Annotated in this window: 16 protein-coding genes; 12 read left to right on the top strand and 4 right to left on the bottom strand. The window is 72.6% G+C overall.

What is annotated here, in order from left to right:
* Nucleotides 1-57 precede the first annotated feature (57 nt).
* Nucleotides 58-435 carry a DUF1844 domain-containing protein gene (locus OHS33_RS07250; protein ID WP_330329548.1) on the bottom strand — a complete coding sequence of 126 codons (378 nt, stop codon included), beginning with the start codon at nt 433-435 and terminating at the stop codon, nt 58-60.
* Between the two features lie 468 nt (nt 436-903).
* On the opposite strand from OHS33_RS07250, the gene infC reads away from it, so the two are divergent.
* From infC to OHS33_RS07200, 10 genes are all read left to right on the top strand, one after another.
* On the top strand, nt 904-1626 hold the full coding sequence (infC, locus tag OHS33_RS07245) for a translation initiation factor IF-3 (protein WP_330334938.1): 723 nt from the start codon (nt 904-906) through the stop codon (nt 1624-1626).
* A gap of 104 nt (nt 1627-1730) precedes the next feature.
* The gene (gene rpmI / locus OHS33_RS07240) at nt 1731-1925 is read left to right on the top strand and encodes a 50S ribosomal protein L35 (RefSeq protein ID WP_030387121.1); all 195 of its coding nucleotides are present in this window, start codon (nt 1731-1733) and stop codon (nt 1923-1925) included.
* A 103-nt stretch (nt 1926-2028) separates the two neighbouring features.
* Nucleotides 2029-2415, top strand: a complete 387-nt coding sequence (gene rplT / locus OHS33_RS07235; RefSeq protein WP_330329547.1) for a 50S ribosomal protein L20 — start codon at nt 2029-2031, stop codon at nt 2413-2415.
* Nucleotides 2416-2595: 180 nt separating this feature from the next.
* Entirely contained in the window at nt 2596-3459 is an 864-nt protein-coding gene (locus OHS33_RS07230; RefSeq protein WP_330329546.1) for a TrmH family RNA methyltransferase, read from the top strand.
* A 58-nt stretch (nt 3460-3517) separates the two neighbouring features.
* Nucleotides 3518-4639: a sensor histidine kinase gene (locus OHS33_RS07225; RefSeq protein ID WP_330329545.1), complete on the top strand. Its 1122-nt coding sequence runs from the start codon at nt 3518-3520 to the stop codon at nt 4637-4639.
* Nucleotides 4640-4792: 153 nt separating this feature from the next.
* Nucleotides 4793-5920 (top strand): phenylalanine--tRNA ligase subunit alpha, encoded by a 1128-nt coding sequence (gene pheS / locus OHS33_RS07220; protein WP_330329544.1) that lies wholly within the window; start codon nt 4793-4795, stop codon nt 5918-5920.
* A complete protein-coding gene (pheT, locus tag OHS33_RS07215) occupies nt 5920-8448 on the top strand; it encodes a phenylalanine--tRNA ligase subunit beta (protein WP_330329543.1) in 2529 nt (842 codons plus the stop codon). Before pheS ends, pheT begins: the two co-directional genes overlap by 1 nt.
* A 138-nt stretch (nt 8449-8586) precedes the next feature.
* On the top strand, nt 8587-9630 hold the full coding sequence (locus OHS33_RS07210) for a PP2C family protein-serine/threonine phosphatase (RefSeq protein WP_330329542.1): 1044 nt from the start codon (nt 8587-8589) through the stop codon (nt 9628-9630).
* Between the two features lie 248 nt (nt 9631-9878).
* A complete protein-coding gene (locus OHS33_RS07205; RefSeq protein ID WP_330329541.1) occupies nt 9879-11240 on the top strand; it encodes a transcriptional regulator in 1362 nt (453 codons plus the stop codon).
* Between the two features lie 62 nt (nt 11241-11302).
* A complete protein-coding gene (locus OHS33_RS07200; RefSeq protein WP_443065255.1) occupies nt 11303-11824 on the top strand; it encodes an NUDIX hydrolase in 522 nt (173 codons plus the stop codon).
* Between the two features lie 25 nt (nt 11825-11849).
* Here OHS33_RS07200 and OHS33_RS07195 read toward each other — a convergent pair whose 3' ends face one another.
* Nucleotides 11850-12752 (bottom strand): 3-hydroxybutyryl-CoA dehydrogenase, encoded by a 903-nt coding sequence (locus OHS33_RS07195; protein ID WP_330329539.1) that lies wholly within the window; start codon nt 12750-12752, stop codon nt 11850-11852.
* A gap of 154 nt (nt 12753-12906) precedes the next feature.
* Between OHS33_RS07195 and OHS33_RS07190 the strand changes: the two genes are divergently transcribed.
* A complete protein-coding gene (locus tag OHS33_RS07190; protein WP_330329538.1) occupies nt 12907-14148 on the top strand; it encodes a glycoside hydrolase family 10 protein in 1242 nt (413 codons plus the stop codon).
* Nucleotides 14149-14195: 47 nt separating this feature from the next.
* Here the strand turns inward: OHS33_RS07190 and OHS33_RS07185 are convergent, their stop codons facing one another.
* Both OHS33_RS07185 and OHS33_RS07180 read right to left on the bottom strand, forming a co-directional pair.
* Nucleotides 14196-14393, bottom strand: a complete 198-nt coding sequence (locus OHS33_RS07185) for a DUF1918 domain-containing protein (protein WP_330329537.1) — start codon at nt 14391-14393, stop codon at nt 14196-14198.
* 56 nt (nt 14394-14449) lie between these two features.
* On the bottom strand, nt 14450-15403 hold the full coding sequence (locus OHS33_RS07180; protein WP_330329536.1) for a DMT family transporter: 954 nt from the start codon (nt 15401-15403) through the stop codon (nt 14450-14452).
* On the opposite strand from OHS33_RS07180, the gene OHS33_RS07175 reads away from it, so the two are divergent.
* Entirely contained in the window at nt 15402-16835 is a 1434-nt protein-coding gene (locus tag OHS33_RS07175; RefSeq protein WP_330329535.1) for an aminotransferase-like domain-containing protein, read from the top strand. The genes OHS33_RS07180 and OHS33_RS07175 overlap by 2 nt on opposite strands.
* The last annotated feature ends 93 nt before the right edge of the window (nt 16836-16928 follow it).

Here is a 16928-nt window from a genome sequence, read left to right as displayed (position 1 = left end):
CCGGAAAACCGGGTAACCCACCGGGATCTTTTCGCGGCACTCAGGCCGCGGACGGGCTCAGCCGAAGACCGGACCCGTGAACTTCTCGCCCGGCCCCTGGCCCGGCTCGTCCGGGACCAGCGAGGCCTCGCGGAAGGCCAGCTGGAGCGACTTCAGGCCGTCGCGCAGCGGGGCCGCGTGGAAGGAGCTGATCTCGGTGGCGCTCGCCGTGACCAGCCCGGCCAGGGCGGTGATCAGCTTGCGGGCCTCGTCGAGGTCCTTGTGCTCGGAGTCCGGCTTGTCCAGGCCCAGGTTGACCGCGGCGGCGCTCAGCAGGTGCACGGCCACCGTGGTGATCACCTCGACCGCGGGCACGTCCGCGATGTCGCGGGTCATGGCGTCGTAGTCGGGAGCCTGGTCGGCTTCGGTGGTGTCGGGGGGCGTCGCGTCAGTCATGTCTTCACGATAAGCCGGGGCCGGAGGGGGTACGGACCGGGGTACGGACCGGGGTGCGGTGCGCGGCCCGCGGGGCCGCCCCGCAGCCGCCCCGCGGCCGGGCCGATGGCCGGATTCACGGCCGGGTTAGCGTCCGGGAAGACCCCTTGCTATATTGGGGTCACCAGACCGGCTGGATGCGCATGCGTCCGGCCCACAAGTGGAGGCTCCGTACTCCCACCTAGTCGTCCCCCGGGATGGCAGGTCACCGGTCAAGGCAGTATCCATCGTTCCGTACGGACGATGGAAAGCCGCCTGATGCTGCGCCCCGCGATGTTGTGATGCGGTGGTGTTCCGGTATTTCCAAGGAGCCCCGCCTGTGTCCCGTCCCGGGGCATTTTTCATGTTCCGGATCGGTTGGTCTCACGTCAGAGACGTTACGCGGCTGTCTGCCAGGCGGCCGTGTGGTGGTGCAACCGAGGAGGATCCATCAGCACCGAGCCCCGCATCAACGACCGGATTCGCGTTCCCGAGGTACGACTTGTCGGTCCGAGCGGCGAGCAGGTCGGCATCGTGCCGCTCGCGAAGGCGCTCGAGCTTGCGCAGGAGTACGACCTCGACCTGGTCGAGGTAGCGGCGTCCGCCAGGCCGCCGGTCTGCAAGCTCATGGACTACGGCAAGTTCAAGTACGAGTCGGCCATGAAGGCCCGTGAGGCGCGCAAGAACCAGGCGCACACGGTCATCAAGGAGATGAAGCTCCGGCCGAAGATCGACCCGCACGACTACGACACCAAAAAGGGTCACGTCGTCCGGTTCCTCAAGCAGGGCGACAAGGTCAAGATCACGATCATGTTCCGTGGTCGCGAGCAGTCCCGCCCGGAACTGGGCTACCGACTGCTGCAGCGTCTGGCTTCGGACGTCGAGGACCTCGGGTTCATCGAGTCGAACCCGAAGCAGGACGGCCGAAACATGATCATGGTTCTCGGTCCGCACAAGAAGAAGACCGAGGCGATGGCCGAGGCCCGTGAGGCGCAGGCCGCCCGCAAGGCCGAGCGCCAGGGTCTCTCCGCCACGGACGAGGGTTCCGAGGACGAGTTCCTCGCGGACGAGGCCGATGAGGCCGTAGCCGACGAGGTCGTCGCCGACGACGCCCCCGCCGCCGAGGCCGCTCCGGCCGAGGACGCCTCCACCGAGGCCCCTGCCGAGGCCTGAGTCCGGAGCAGTCCGCTCCGGATTCAACCGACACAATTGACGCTCCCGCCAGCCTGGTTCATCCGGACCGGTGGGAGCGCCACCGACGAGGAGATAACGGCGCTATGCCGAAGAACAAGACGCACAGCGGTTCCAAGAAGCGCTTCAAGATCACCGGCTCCGGCAAGGTGCTCCGTGAGCGCGCCGGCAAGCGCCACCTGCTCGAGCACAAGTCGTCCCGTGTCACCCGCCGCCTGACCGGCACCGCGGAGATGGCCCCCGGCGACGCCGCGAAGATCAAGAAGCTTCTCGGCAAGTGACGTCCCTCCGCTCCCCGTTCGGGGGAGCGGGACGTCAGGACCGGGACCCCATCGAATTCGGGCCGTGTGAAGACATCCACGGCCCCGCTACAAGGAGTACACAGTGGCACGCGTCAAGCGGGCAGTAAACGCGCACAAGAAGCGTCGGGCGATCCTCGAGGCCGCCAAGGGCTACCGCGGTCAGCGCTCGCGCCTGTACCGCAAGGCCAAGGAGCAGGTCACCCACTCCCTGGTCTACAACTTCAACGACCGCAAGAAGCGCAAGGGCGACTTCCGTCGGCTGTGGATCCAGCGCATCAACGCTGCGGCCCGCCAGAACGGCATGACGTACAACCGCCTCATCCAGGGTCTGAACGCCGCCAACATCGAGGTGGACCGCAAGATCCTCGCCGAGCTGGCCGTCAACGACGCCAACGCGTTCGCCGCGCTGGTCGAGGTCGCCCAGAAGGCGCTTCCGGCCGACGTCAACGCCCCGAAGGCCGCTGCCTAAGCAGTCCGTCCTTCCCGAGCCCCCACCGGCTCACCGGCCCTCACCGGCCACAGCCCGGACCCGCAGGCCTCGTGCCTGCGGGTCCGGTGCGTTTGACCGGCCTTCCCGGCCGGTCAGAGCTGTTCCGAGCTGTTCTGATCTGATGCGACCCGCAGTACGTACGGAAGCGAGCCGACCGCCATGGGCACCCCCGTCCCCGCCGAGCCGATCTCCCCGCGATCCCCCCGGGTGGCCGCCGCCCGGCGGCTCGCGCGCCGGAACTTCCGCACCAAGGAGCGACGCTTCATCGCCGAGGGCCCGCAGGCCGTCCGCGAGGCCGCCGAGCACCGCGGCGAGGCGGGCGCGACCCTGATCGAGCTGTTCGCGACCGTCGAGGCCGCCGAGCGCTACGCCGACATCGTCGAGGCGGCCCTGGCCGCCGGCGCGCGCGTGCACTACGCCTCCGACGAGGTGCTCGCCGAGGTCTCCCAGACGGTCACCCCGCAGGGTCTGGTCGGCGTCTGCCACTTCCTCGACACCTCTTTCGAGTCGGTCCTCAAGGCCGGTCCGAAGCTGGTCGCCGTCCTGGCGCACGTCCGCGACCCCGGGAACGCGGGCACCGTGCTGCGCTGCGCGGACGCCGCCGGAGCGGACGCGGTGATCCTGACGGACGCCTCCGTGGACCTCTACAACCCCAAGTCCGTACGGGCCTCCGTGGGCTCCCTCTTCCACCTGCCGGTGGCCGTGGGCGTCCCCGTCGAGCAGGCCGTTGAAGGGCTGCGCGCCGCGGGCGTACGGATCCTGGCCGCCGACGGCGCGGGCGAGGACGACCTCGACGCCGAGCTGGACGCGGGCACCATGGGCGGCCCCTCGGCATGGGTGTTCGGCAACGAGGCCTGGGGCCTGCCGGAGGAGACCCGCGCACTCGCGGACGCCGTCGTGCGCGTCCCGATCCACGGCAAGGCCGAGAGCCTCAACCTCGCCACGGCCGCCGCAGTGTGCCTCTACGCCTCCGCGCGTGCACAGCGGGCGCCCGGAGGGTGCCGCTCCGTGACCCCCAGCTAGTAATGTGGCGGCCCGGGGGGCGCCCACTGTGCCGACCGGAGATGTGGGGTACGGGGACATGACCGTCGGTACGGACAGTGCCGGGCCGGGCGACCTGCTCGGCGCGGGCTTCGGGATGGACCCCGACGACCTGCCCGACGGGCTGGTCGTCGCCGACCACGCGGGCCGGGTCATCTGCTTCAACCGGGCCGCCGCGCGGATCACCGCCGTGGACCCGGGCAAGGCCCTCGGCGACCGGATCGAGCAGGCGCTGCCCCTGGAGGACCTCGAAGGCCGCCGCTGGTGGGCGCTGACCGATCCGTACGGCGGCCTCGCCACCCGGCGCGGCCAGCCCGAGCGCAATCTGCTGCTCCCCGGCGGGCGCGAGGTGCTGGTCTCCGCCCGCTACGTCCGTACGCACCCCACCGGGCCGCTCAGCCGCCTCGTGGTGAGCCTGCGCGGCACCGAGGCCCGGCGCCGCACCGAGCGCAGCCACGCCGAGCTGATCGCCACCGTCGCGCACGAGCTGCGCTCCCCGCTCACCTCGGTCAAGGGCTTCACCGCGACCCTGCTGGCGAAGTGGGAGCGGTTCACCGACGACCAGAAGCGGCTGATGCTGGAGACCGTCGACGCCGACGCCAACCGGGTCACCCGGCTGATCGCCGAGCTGCTCGACATCTCCCGGATCGACTCGGGACGGCTGGAGGTGCGGCGGCAGCCCGTGGACATCGCCACCGCCGTGGCGCGGCACGTCCAGGCGCTCACCGCGAACGGCCAGGCACCGGACCGGTTCCTCGTACGGGTCGCGAGCCCGCTGCCCGATCTGTGGGCAGACCCCGACAAAATCGATCAGATCCTCGGCAATCTTCTCGAAAATGCGGTGCGGCACGGTGAGGGAACGGTCACCATCGAGGTGGCACCCGCCCCTGCCGGTGCCACCGCGACCAAGAACGACAACGAGATGGGTACGGCCGTCACCGTGACCGACGAAGGCCCCGGCATCCCCGAGGACTCCATGCGCCGCGTCTTCACCCGCTTCTGGCGGGGCAGCAAGCGCGGCGGCACCGGTCTGGGCCTGTACATCGTCAAGGGCATCGTGGAAGCCCACGGCGGCACCATCACGGTCGGGCGCGGCCCCGGCGGCGGCGCCGAATTCCGATTTATCCTGCCCGTCGCCGCGCCGGCGTACCTCACGCAGTAACCCTGCGGAGCGTCTCGCCAGGCGGCCCACGGGCTCCCTCCACCCCCAGCGACCTTTAGACTCGTCCTTTGGCACCTTTGTGTCCTTGTGCCGAGCGCGCCCTGCGTGTCGCGCGGGGGACCCACCAGCCAGCCATCGGAAGTACGGGAAGAGATGTCGGCACCGAACAAGTCGTACGACCCTGTTGAGGTCGAGGCACTGAAACCGGATGAGATCGAGCGCATGCGGGACGAGGCGCTCGCCGCCTTCGCCTCCGCCGGTGACCTCGACGCGCTGCGGGAGGCGAAGACCGCGCACATGGGCGACCGCTCGCCCCTGGCGCTCGCCAACCGCGAGATCGGCGCCCTGCCACCACAGGCGAAGGCAGAGGCCGGCAAGCGCGTCGGCCAGGCCCGCGGCGCCGTGAACAAGGCCTTCGGCGCGCGCACCGTCGAGCTGGAGGCCGAGCGCGACGAGCGCGTGCTCGTCGAGGAGGCCGTGGACGTCACGCTGCCTTACGACCGCGTCCCGGCCGGCGCCCGCCACCCCCTGACCACGCTGATGGACCGCATCGCGGACATCTTCGTGGCCATGGGCTACGAGGTGGCCGAGGGCCCGGAGGTGGAGGCGGAGTGGTTCAACTTCGACGCCCTCAACTTCACCCCCGACCACCCCGCGCGCCAGATGCAGGACACCTTCTTCGTCCAGGGGCCCGAGGGCACCGTCGGCGACGAGTCCGGTGTCGTCCTGCGCACCCACACCTCCCCGGTGCAGGCGCGCACGCTGCTGGAGCGCAAGCCCCCCGTCTACGTCGTCTGCCCCGGCCGGGTGTTCCGCACCGACGAGCTGGACGCGACGCACACCCCGGTCTTCCACCAGGTCGAGCTGCTCGCCGTGGACGAGGGCCTGACCATGGCCGACCTCAAGGGCACCCTGGACCACATGGTCCAGGCGCTCTTCGGTTCGGACATGACCACCCGGCTGCGCCCGAACTTCTTCCCGTTCACCGAGCCGTCCGCCGAGATGGACATGCAGTGCTACGTGTGCCGCGGCGAATCGGTGGGCAACCCCGACCGCCCCTGCCGCACCTGCTCCAGCGAGGGCTGGATCGAGCTGGGCGGCTGCGGCATGGTCAACCCCAAGGTGCTCGTCGCCTGCGGCGTGGACCCCGAGAAGTACAGCGGATTCGCCTTCGGGTTCGGCATCGAACGGATGCTGATGTTCCGCCACAACGTCGAAGACATGCGAGACATGGTCGAGGGTGACGTTCGTTTCACCCGGCCGTTCGGGATGGAGATCTGATGCGGGTCCCGCTTTCTTGGCTGCGGGAGTACGTCGACCTGCCCGCGGGCGAGACCGGTCGTGACGTACAGGCGCGGCTCGTCGACGCCGGCCTGGAGGTCGAGCGCGTCGAGCAGCTCGGCGCCGGTCTGCAGGGTCCCCTGGTCGTCGGCCAGGTCCTGACCATCGAGGAGCTGGACGGCTTCCGCAAGCCGATCCGCTTCTGCACGGTCGACGTCGGCCAGGCCAACGGCACCGGCGAGCCCCAGGAGATCGTCTGCGGCGCGCGGAACTTCGCCGTCGGCGACAAGGTCGTCGTGGTGCTCCCCGGCGCGGTGCTGCCCGGCGACTTCGCGATCGCCTCGCGCAAGACGTACGGCCGTACCTCCCACGGCATGATCTGCTCCGGCGACGAGCTGGGCATGGGCGACGACGGCACGCACGGCATCATCGTGCTGCCGCACGAGCACGAGGTCGGCACCGACGCGATCAAGCTCCTGGAGCTGACCGACGAGGTCCTCGACATCGCCGTCACCCCGGACCGCGGGTACTGCCTGTCGATGCGCGGCGTGGCCCGTGAGACGGCGACGGCCTACGGGCTGCCGCTGCGCGACCCGGCGCTGCTGGACGTCCCCGGCCCGAACTCGTACGGCTACCCGGTGCAGATCTCCGACCCGCAGGGCTGCGACCGCTTCACCGCCCGCACGGTCAGCGGCCTCGACCCCGAGGCCCGCTCGCCGATCTGGCTGAGCCGCCGCCTGCAGAAGGCCGGCATGCGGCCGATCTCGCTCGCGGTCGACGTCACCAACTACGTGATGCTCGAACTCGGCCAGCCGCTGCACGCCTACGACCGCTCCCGCGTGGACGGTCCCATCGGCGTCCGCCGCGCCGAGCAGGGCGAGAAGTTCACCACCCTCGACGGCGTCAAGCGCACGCTGGACGCCGAGGACCTGGTGATCACCGACAACAGCGGGCCGATCGGCCTCGCCGGTGTCATGGGCGGCGCCAACACCGAGATCGCCGACTCCGTCACCGACCCCGAGACCCTCCTGGTCTCGGGCACCACCGACGTGGTCATCGAGGCGGCGCACTTCGACGCGCTGTCGATCTCGCGCACCGCCCGCCGCCACAAGCTCGCCTCCGAGGCGTCCAAGCGCTTCGAGCGCGGGGTCGACCCGCAGGCCGCGGCCGCCGCCGCGCAGCGCACCGTCGACCTGCTGGTGCTGCTCGCGGGCGGTACCGCCGAGGCGGGCGTCACCGAGCTGTCCGCGCCCTCCGCCCCGCGCACCATCGCGATGCGCGCGGACCACCCGGACCGGGTCGCGGGCGTGGACTACGGCCGCGAGACCGTCGTACGCCGCCTCCAGGAGGTGGGCTGCGACGTCTACGGCCAGGACGAGCTGGTCGTCACCGTGCCCTCGTGGCGCCCCGACCTCGCCGAGCCCAACGACCTCGCCGAAGAGGTCATCCGGCTGGAGGGCTACGCGAACCTGCCCTCCACGCTGCCGCAGCCCCCGTCGGGCCGCGGGCTCACCGGCCGCCAGCAGCTGCACCGCCGGATCGGCCGCACGCTGGCCGGAGCCGGTTATGTCGAGGCGCTGAACTACCCGTTCCTCGGCGCCCAGGTCTTCGACCAGCTCCAGCTGCCCGCGCACGACGCGGCCCGCCAGGTCGTCACGCTCGTCAACCCGATCTCCGACGAGGAGCCCGCCCTGCGCAGCACGCTGCTGCCGGGTCTGCTGGGCGCCCTGCGCCGCAACGACAGCCGCGGCAGCCACGACCTCGCGCTCTTCGAGACGGGCTCGGTCTTCCGCGCCGGTCCCGAGGCGGGCGTCGCGGTGCGGCTGCCCGTCGACCGCCGCCCGACGGCGGAGGAGATCGCGACCCTGAACGCGGCCCTGCCCGCGCAGCCGCGGTACGCCGCGGTCGTGCTGGCCGGTGCGCGCGAGCAGGCCGGCTGGTGGGGCAAGGGCCACCCGGCCGACTGGGCGGACGCGGTCGAGGCCGCCCGCTCGCTGGCCGTCGAAGCCGGTACGGAACTGGTCGTGCGCCAGGGCCAGTACGGCCCCTGGCACCCGGGCCGCTGCGCCGAGCTCGTCGTCACCCTCGACGGGGTGGAGCAGGTCATCGGCCACGCCGGTGAGCTGCACCCGCGCGTCGTCAAGGCGCTGGGCCTGCCCGCCCGCACCAGTGCGATGGAGATCGACCTCGACCGCCTCGCGGCGGCCGGCGGCGAGACCCTCCAGGCGCCCCGGATCTCCACCTTCCCGGTGGCGACCCAGGACGTCGCGCTGATCGTGGACGCCGCCGTCCCGGCCGCCGAGGTCGAGACCGCGCTGCGCAAGGGCGCGGGTGAACTCCTCGAATCGCTGCGGCTGTTCGACGTCTTCACCGGCGAGCAGGTCGGCGAGGGGAAGAAGTCCCTCGCCTACGCGCTGCGCTTCCGCGCGGCGGACCGCACCCTGACGGCCGAGGAATCCACGGCCGCCCGTGACGCGGCGGTGGCGCTGGCCACCGAGCGGACGGGGGCGGTGCTGCGCGGCGCGTAGCACCTGGTAGCAGGTATGTGAGGGGCGCACCGGATCACCCGGGGCGCCCCTCACTCATTTGGGTGAGAACCCCGGCGACCCGTGTCCCGCGCACCGGGTGGTGGACACAATCGTTCCGGCCGAGGGGAGGCCCTAGGGATGATCACGCGCGGGGAGATGCCCCACGTGCGCCGGGCGTGCGTCCTCGCCTGGGGCGGCGTCGCGGTGTCCTGGGAGCTGTCCACCCCCGGCCCGCTCGGGGCGAGCCTGGCCAGCTGCGCCGCCTTCCTGCTGCTGGCCACCGGATGCGCGCTGCACATCCGCAGACAGCTGCTCGCGGAGCTGCGGCGCAGCCAGGAGATCGCGGGCGCGGTGCAGCGGGCCCTGCTGCGGCCGCTCCCGGCCCGGATCGACGGGCTGACGCTGGCCGCGGCCCAGCTGTCGGTGGGCGGGGACCTGTACGAGGCGCTGCCGACGCGGTTCGGGGTGCGGGTGGTCATCGGTGACGTCCGCGGGCACGGGCCGGGGGCGCTGGGCGTGGCCGCGGCGGTCCTGGGTTCCTTCCGCGAAGCGGCGTACGACGAGCCGACGCTCGGCGGGGTGCTGCGGCGGATGGAGCGGGCTCTGGCGAGGCATGCGCGGGGGGATGCGGAGGAGTTCGTCACGGTGCTGCTGCTGCAGGTCGCGCCGGACGGCAGCCTGCTGGGGCTGAATTGTGGGCATCCGTGGCCGATCGTGCTGCGGTGGCTGCCGGTGGCCGAGCCGTGCTGCGCAGGCTTCCGGGGCTCCGCCCCGGACCCCGCGCCTCAAACGCCGGCGGGGCTGGGGTATGCGGGGCTGAGGCACGCGGGTCCGAGGCACGCTGGCGCGCAGCGCGTCGAGGCCGAGGTGCTCGGTGGGGAGACGTTGCCGCCGCTCGGGGTGGTGCCGCTGCCCGGGGGGCTGGTGGCGCGGCCGTGCGGGCGGGTCGCGCCCGGGGAGGCCCTCTTCCTGCACACCGACGGGGTCGCCGACGCGCGGGACCGGGCGGGCCGGTTCTTCCCGCTCAGCGGCGCCGTCACCGAGGCGGCGGCCGCCGCCGCGCTCACGCCCGCGCGGCTGGTCGCGGGCGTGCACGCGGCGCTGCTGCGGCACACCGGCGGGCGGCTCGCCGACGACGTGGCCCTGCTGGTGCTGCGCAACGATCGGGCCGGGGCGGTCTGAGGGTGGTGCGCCGCCCGTCTGCCATGGAGTGTCGGGCAGACAGCAGAACGGGCGGCGCCAGTACGGGTCGTCGCACTGTTCGAGGGGGAGCCGACGACCCGGGCTACCTCTTGGCGAGGCTCTTCAGTGAACCGCCCCGGGGCCCCTTCGCGGCAGGGTGCGCGGCGCATTTATGCGCGCATCCGGTTCACACCCCGTGTGAACCGCGCACCCACTAGCCTGAGACCGACGAGCCCTTGGAGCGGCCCATGCAGCCCAACGCACTGCTCGATGCCCTCCTTGCCGAGGCGGGCATGTCCCACGCAGGATTCGCCGCACACGTCAACCAGGCCGGGCGCAGCCGAGGGTTGGCCCTGCGCTACGAACACACCGCCGTCGCCCGCTGGCTCAAGGGCCAGCGCCCCCGCGGCCAAGTGCCGGACCTGCTCTGCGAGGTGCTCGGCAGCAGGCTGCGCCGGCCGCTCTCGCTGGACGACATCGGGCTCGGCCTGCCCGGTTCGCCCGTCGCCGGGGCCGCCGCGCACGGCTCACCGCCGGGCTCCCCGCTGGGCGGGTTCGTCGACCGGGCCACCGCCCTGTGGCGGGCCGACGGGCAGGCCCGTCCGCAGCTGCTGACCGCCGGTGCGGTGTGCGGCACCCCGGCCGTCATCCCGGTCTGGGAGTGGGAGAACCCGCCCGAGGACGCCGACGTCTCGCGCTCGGGGCCCACTCCGGTCGGCCCCGAGCACATCGAGATCCTGCGGGCCGCCCGCGCGCACTACGAGCTGATGTACCGCCGGGCGGGCGGCGTGGCCACCAGGGACCGGATCGTCCGCTTCCTGGGCAGCGAGACCGCGCCGCTGCTGCGCGGGAGTTACCCCGACGCGCTGGGCCGGGGGCTCTACCGGGCCACCGGGTCGCTGGTGGCGGTGGCCGGGATCTGCGCGTACGACTCGGACGCCCACGGGCTCGCCCAGCGCTACTTCCACCAGGCCCTGCGGCTCGCGAAGGCCAGCGGGGACCGCGGGCTCGGGGCCTATGTGATCGCACTGCTGGTCAACCAGTCCCTGCACCTGCGGGAGTTCCGCCAGGCGGTGGCCTTCGCGGAGGCCGCGCTGCGGGCCGCGGGACGGCACACCACCCCGGCGCTGTCGGCCGACCTCTACGCGATGCAGGCCAAGGCGTACGCCCAACTCGGCGACAGCGCGGCCGCCTTGGCCTGCATCCGGCGCGCGGAGACGGCGGCCGAGCGGATCCGGCCGGGCACCGAACCGGACGAGACCGGGTACGTCCAGCCCGGCCTGGTCAATGTGCAGGTGGCCGAGGCGCTGCTAGGGCTCGGTGAACTCGACGCCGCGCACGAGCAGGCGACGGCCGCCGTCGGCACCCCGGCGCACGACCGGGGCCGGGTGCACCGGCTGGCGATGCTCTGCGAGATCCAGTTGCGCCAGGGGGAGGCGGACCGGGCGGTGGCGGCCGCGGCCGAAATGGCCGAACGGGCCAGGGGGATGGAATCACTGCGGCTGCGCGACCGGCTGCGTACGGTCCGCGAACAGCTGCTGACCAGCGGATGTTCGGGTGCGGAGGAGACCGCGCAGCTCATCGACGGGGCGCTGCGCGTTCCGCTGTGACGCTCGGAACTGCTGCCATGTTGCCACCTACTCGAACGAAAGGTGGCACAACCGTGCAGTGGATGAACCTGAGTGAGCAGACCGTGTACAAGAACCGCTGGTTCGACGTGAACCTCGCCGACGTCGAACTCCCCGACGGCCGGCACCTGGACCACTTCGTGATCCGGCTGCGCCCGGTCGCCGTCGCCACGGCCGTCAACGAGGCCAACGAGGTGCTGCTGCTGTGGCGCCACCGCTTCATCACCGACAGCTGGGGCTGGGAACTGCCGGCCGGGGTGGTTGAGGACGGCGAGGACATCGCCGCCGCGGCGGCCCGCGAGATGGAGGAGGAGTCGGGCTGGCGCCCGGGCCCCCTCCACCACCTGATGACCGTCGAGCCCTCCAACGGGCTGACCGACGCCCGCCACCACCTCTACTGGGCGGACGGGGCGACGTACACCGGGCATCCCGAGGACGACTTCGAGTCCTCGCACCGCGCCTGGGTGCCCCTCAAGCTGGTGCCGGACATGATCGCGCGCGGCGAGGTCCCGGCCGCCAACATGGCGGCCGGGCTCCTGCTGCTGCACCACCTGCGGCTGGGCTGACACCGGGCCGACGGGGCGCGGTGGATCAGCCGTACGGGTAGAAGCCCGAGCCCGTCTTGCGGCCCAGGCGGCCCGCGTCCACCATGCGCTGGAGCAGCGGGGGAGCGGCGTACAGCGGCTCCTTGAACTCGTAGTACATCGAGTCGGCCACCGAGGCCACGGTGTCCAGGCCGATCAGGTCCGCCAGCTTCAGCGGGCCCATCGGGTGGGCGCAGCCCAGCTCCATGCCGTTGTCGATGTCCTCGCGGCTCGCGATGCCCGACTCGAACATCCGGATCGCGGACAGCAGGTACGGGATCAGCAGCGCGTTGACCACGAAGCCCGAGCGGTCCTGGGCGCGGATCGCGTGCTTGCCGAGCACGTCCCGGACCAGGGCCTCGGCCCGCTTGACCGTCTCTTCGCCCGTGGTCAGCGCGGGGATCAGCTCGACGAGCTGCTGCACCGGCGCCGGGTTGAAGAAGTGGATGCCGATGACCTGGTCCGGGCGCGAGGTGGCGACGGCCAGCTTCACCAGCGGAATGGAGGAGGTGTTCGAGGCGAGGATCGCGTCCGGGCGGGTCACCACCTGGTCGAGCACCTGGAAGATCTCGGTCTTGACCTGCTCGTTCTCGACGACGGCCTCGATGACCAGGTCACGGTCGGCGAATTCGCCGAGGTCCGTGGTGAAGGTCAGGCGGGCCAGGGTGGCGTCCCGCTCCTCCTCCGTGATCTTGCCGCGTTCGGCGGCCTTCATCAGGGAGTTGTGCAGCCGGGTACGGCCGATCTCCAGGGCCTCGCCGGTGGTCTCGGCGACCTTCACCTCAAGACCGCTACGGGCGCACACTTCCGCGATGCCCGCGCCCATCTGGCCACAGCCCACTACGCCGACCCGTGCGATGTCGGTCGGGAGGGTAGAGAGGTCCGTCACATCGTGCCTTTCGCTGCTCATCCATCGCGGGTCCCCCGTCGTTGACAGTGGTCACTGCAGTCCGGCGCCCGCCACGCCCCCCGACGTTACTCCCGCCCCCGGGCCTGATGACGGCCCGGGGCGGGCATGCTGTGCGCACCGAGATCAATATCACTGTGCGGAACGGAGCGGACACATGGCGCACATCGGCCGACGGGGACTGCTGGCGGGGGCGGCCGGGGTACTGGCCGCGGTTTCGGCGGCGGCTCCGGCGCGGGCCTTTCACGGCCAGGGCGCGCGGGGGAGTGCGCCGGTGCCCGCCTTCCGGGGGATGTGGGTGGCCTCCGTGGAGAACGTGGACTGGCCCTCGGCGGCCGGGCTGAGCGCCGGGGACCAGGAGGCGGAGCTGGTCGAGCTGCTCGACACCGCGGTCCGGCGGCGGCTGAACGCGGTGGTCCTCCAGGTCCGGCCGACCGCCGACGCGATGTGGCCCTCGGCGCTGGAGCCCTGGTCGCAGTGGCTGACCGGGCGTCAGGGCGTGGACCCGGGCTGGGACCCGCTGGGCACGGCCGTGGCCCGGGCGCACGAGCGGGGGCTGGAGCTGCACGCCTGGTTCAACCCGTACCGGGTGGCCAACCACGCGAACCCGTCCCTGCTGGTCCCCGAGCACCCGGCGCGGCTCCATCCGGAGTGGGTGGTCCCGTACGGCGGGAAGCTCTACTACAACCCGGGGCTGCCGGAGGTCCGCGACTTCGTGCAGCGCGCGATGCTCGACGCGGTGCGGCGCTATCCGCTGGACGCGGTGCACTGGGACGACTACTTCTACCCCTACCCCGTGGACGGCCAGTACTTCGACGACGACCGGGCCTTCGAGGAGCACGGCTCCGGCTTCGGCTCGCGCGCCGACTGGCGGCGGTACAACATCGACACCCTGGTACGGGAGATGGCCGCGGGCATCGAGGCGGCGCGGCCGGGGGTCCGGTTCGGGGTCAGCCCCTTCGCGGTCTGGCGCAACGAGGCGAAGGACCCGCTCGGCTCGGCGACGCAGGCGGGCGTGGCGACGTACGACGACCTGTACGCCGACACCCGCCGCTGGGTCCGGGAGGGCTGGATCCACTACATCGCACCGCAGCTCTACTGGCAGATCGGCCACCCGCAGTGCGACTACGAGACCCTCGTGGACTGGTGGTCGGGGACCGTCCGGGGCACCGGAGTCGACCTCCTGATCGGCGAGGCGCTCTACCGCTGCGACGCCGACAGCGCCACGGAGGCCTGGCGGGATCCGGCCGAACTGTCACGGCACCTGAGCGTCGCCGCCCGGTACCCGGAGGTCCGCGGCCACGTCTACTTCTCCGCGAAGCAGGTGGTCGCGGACCGCAACGGGGCGATGGCACGGGTCGTCGACGATCACTATCCGACGCGGGTGCCGCCGCGCTGATCCACTTCCGGTGTGTGAGGTGTCCCTGGTGTGCGCAGTATCCGCCGTCAGTGCTGGGGCGCGTCCGGGTGCCGTACGACGCAGTCGGGCCCGGGGGCCATCAGCGCTTCGTGGCCGTCCTGGAAACGCACCCGGTAGGGCGGGGTTCCGTTGTCCCCCAGGACCTGGAGGATCTCGCCGACCTTGTCGTTCTGGCCGACGATCCTGCCGTGCTGTACCAGCTGGTCACCCTCGGTCGCGTGCATGCTGACCTCCCTCGGGCCGGGTCCGGTCGGTGACGCCAGTTTACGGCGTTCCGGGGCTATTTGACCCGTTGAGTGAGGGCGATGCAGACGAGCACCGCGGCCGCCGCCACCGGCGCGGCCGGGGTGAGGCGCTCACCCAGCAGGGCCACCGCCCACACCAGCGTCAGCAGCGGCTGGGCGAGCTGGAGCTGGCTGGCCCGGGCGGGCCCGATCTCGGCCATCCCGCGGTACCAGACGTACAGCCCGAGGAAGCTGGAGCCCGCCGCGGCCCACAGCAGACCGATGATCCCGTGACCGGTGAGGTGTACGGGCTCTCCGGTCAGCCCCAGCACCGACCCGGCCAGGGTCAGCGGCAGGCACAGCACCAGCGCCCAGCCGATGACCTGCCAGCCCGGCATCACCCGGGCCAGCCGGGCCCCCTCGGTGTAACCGGCCGCGCACACCAGCAGGGAGGCGAAGAGGTAGGCGTCGCCCGCCGAGAAGGAGCCGCCGCTCTGCGCGAGGGTGAAGCCGAGGACCACCACGGCCCCCGCGACGGCGGCGGCCCAGAACGCGCGCGAGGGACGCACGCCGGTGCGCAGCGCGGCGAGCACGGCGGTGGTCAGCGGCAACAGGCCGACCACCACGGCGGAGTGCGAGGTGGTGGAGGTGCGCAGGGCCAGCGTGGTCAGCATCGGGAAGCCGACGACCACCCCGGCGGCGACCACCGCGAGGCCCGCCCAGTGCGCGCGGCCCGGCAGCGGAACCCGCAGGGCGAGCAGGAAGACGCCCGCGATCGCGGCGGCGAGAACGCTGCGCAGGGACACGAAGGTCCAGGGGCCGAAGCTCTCCATGCCCCACACGGTGGCGGGGAAGGTGAGGGAGAAGGCGACGACGCCGAGGGCGGCGAGGAGCGTGCCGCTCGCCCGGCCGGTCGCTGCCCGCTGTCCGCTCTGGTGCCCGGTCAGCTGTTCGCTCTGCTGCTGAACCGCTATCGCGATGGACCCGGTAGCGCTATTCTGTGCTCTCATGTATGAGCGTAGCAGTGTGGCTGAACTGGTGGAATCCCTCAGGTCCGAACTGAACCGCTACTCAGTGGGTGGAAAGCTCCCGTCGAGCCGCTCCCTGGTCGAGAGGTTCCGGGTGAGCCCGGTGACGGTGTCCCGGGCCCTCGCCCAGCTCGCCGCCGAAGGCCTCGTCGTGACCCGGCCCGGCGCCGGGGTGTTCCGCTGCGCGCCGCGCGAGAGCGCCCCGGCCGCCGCGGACACCTCCTGGCAGGAGGTCGCCCTCAGCGCCGAGGACGGCGGCGAGATCGTGCCGCGCTCCGTGGACGCCTCCGGAGTGCTGGTCTCCCTCGCGACCCCGCCGCCCGGGGTGACCGAGCTCAACGGCGGCTACCTGCACTCCTCCCTCCAGCCCGAACGGGCCCTGGCCGCCGCCCTGGCCCGGGCCGGACGGCGGCCCGGCGCCTGGTCCCGGCCGCCCGTGGAGGGGCTGACCGAACTGCGCGACTGGTTCGCCCGGGAGATCGGCGGCCCGCTCACCGCCGCCGACGTGCTGGTCACCGCGGGCGGCCAGAGCGCGCTCACCACCGCCCTGCGGGCGCTGGCCCCGCCCGGGGCGCCGATCCTCGTCGAGTCCCCGACCTACCCCGGCATGCTGGCGATCGCCCGCGCCGCCGGATGCCGGCCCGTGCCGGTGCCCTGCGACGCGGAGGGAGTGCGTACGGACCTCCTCGCCGCGGCCTTCGAAGCCACCGGCGCGCGGGTCTTCGTATGCCAGCCGCTGTTCCAGAACCCGAGCGGGTCGGTGCTGGCCGACGCGCGGCGGGCCGAGGTGCGGCGGATCGCGCGGGCCGCCGGGGCCTTCGTCGTCGAGGACGACTACGCGCGGGCGCTGGCCCACGAGGACGCCGGGCCACTGCCCGCGACCCTGGCCGCCGAGGACCCCGACGGGGTGGTGGTGCACGTGCGCTCGCTGACCAAGGCGACCTCGCCCAGCCTGCGCGTGGGCGCGCTCGCCGCCCGCGGGCCGGTCCTGGACCGGCTGCGCGCCATCCAGGTCGTGGACAGCTTCTTCGTGCCGCGGCCCTTCCAGGAGGCCGCGCTGGAACTGGTCGGCGCCCCCGCCTGGCCGCGCCACCTGCGCGCCGTCGCCGCCGAACTGCGCCACCGGCGGGACGTGCTCGCCGGCGCCCTGCGCCGGGAACTGCCCGGTCTGACGCTGCCCCACCTGCCCAGCGGCGGCTACCAGCTGTGGGTGCGGCTGCCCGACGGGGCGGACGAGACCGCTTTCGTGGCGGGCGCGCTGCGGGCCGGTGTGGCCGTCACCCCGGGCCGCCCGTACTTCTGCGCGGAACCGCCGGGTCCGTACGTCCGCATGAGCTTCGCCGGGGTCGCGAGCGCCGGGGAACTGGCCGCGGCCGTCGGCAGACTGCGCGGCGCGGCCGCTACGGACGCCTGACGTCACCTAGGCACCTTTCGCCGCGGACGTCCGTTTGACGTCTGACGGCGCCTCACCGGCAGGCGCCCCGTGTCCCTTTGGCGAAGGAGAAGA

This window comes from Streptomyces sp. NBC_00536 (genome assembly GCF_036346295.1).
Taxonomy (GTDB): domain Bacteria; phylum Actinomycetota; class Actinomycetes; order Streptomycetales; family Streptomycetaceae; genus Streptomyces.
This window is presented reverse-complemented; position numbering and strand designations above follow the sequence as displayed.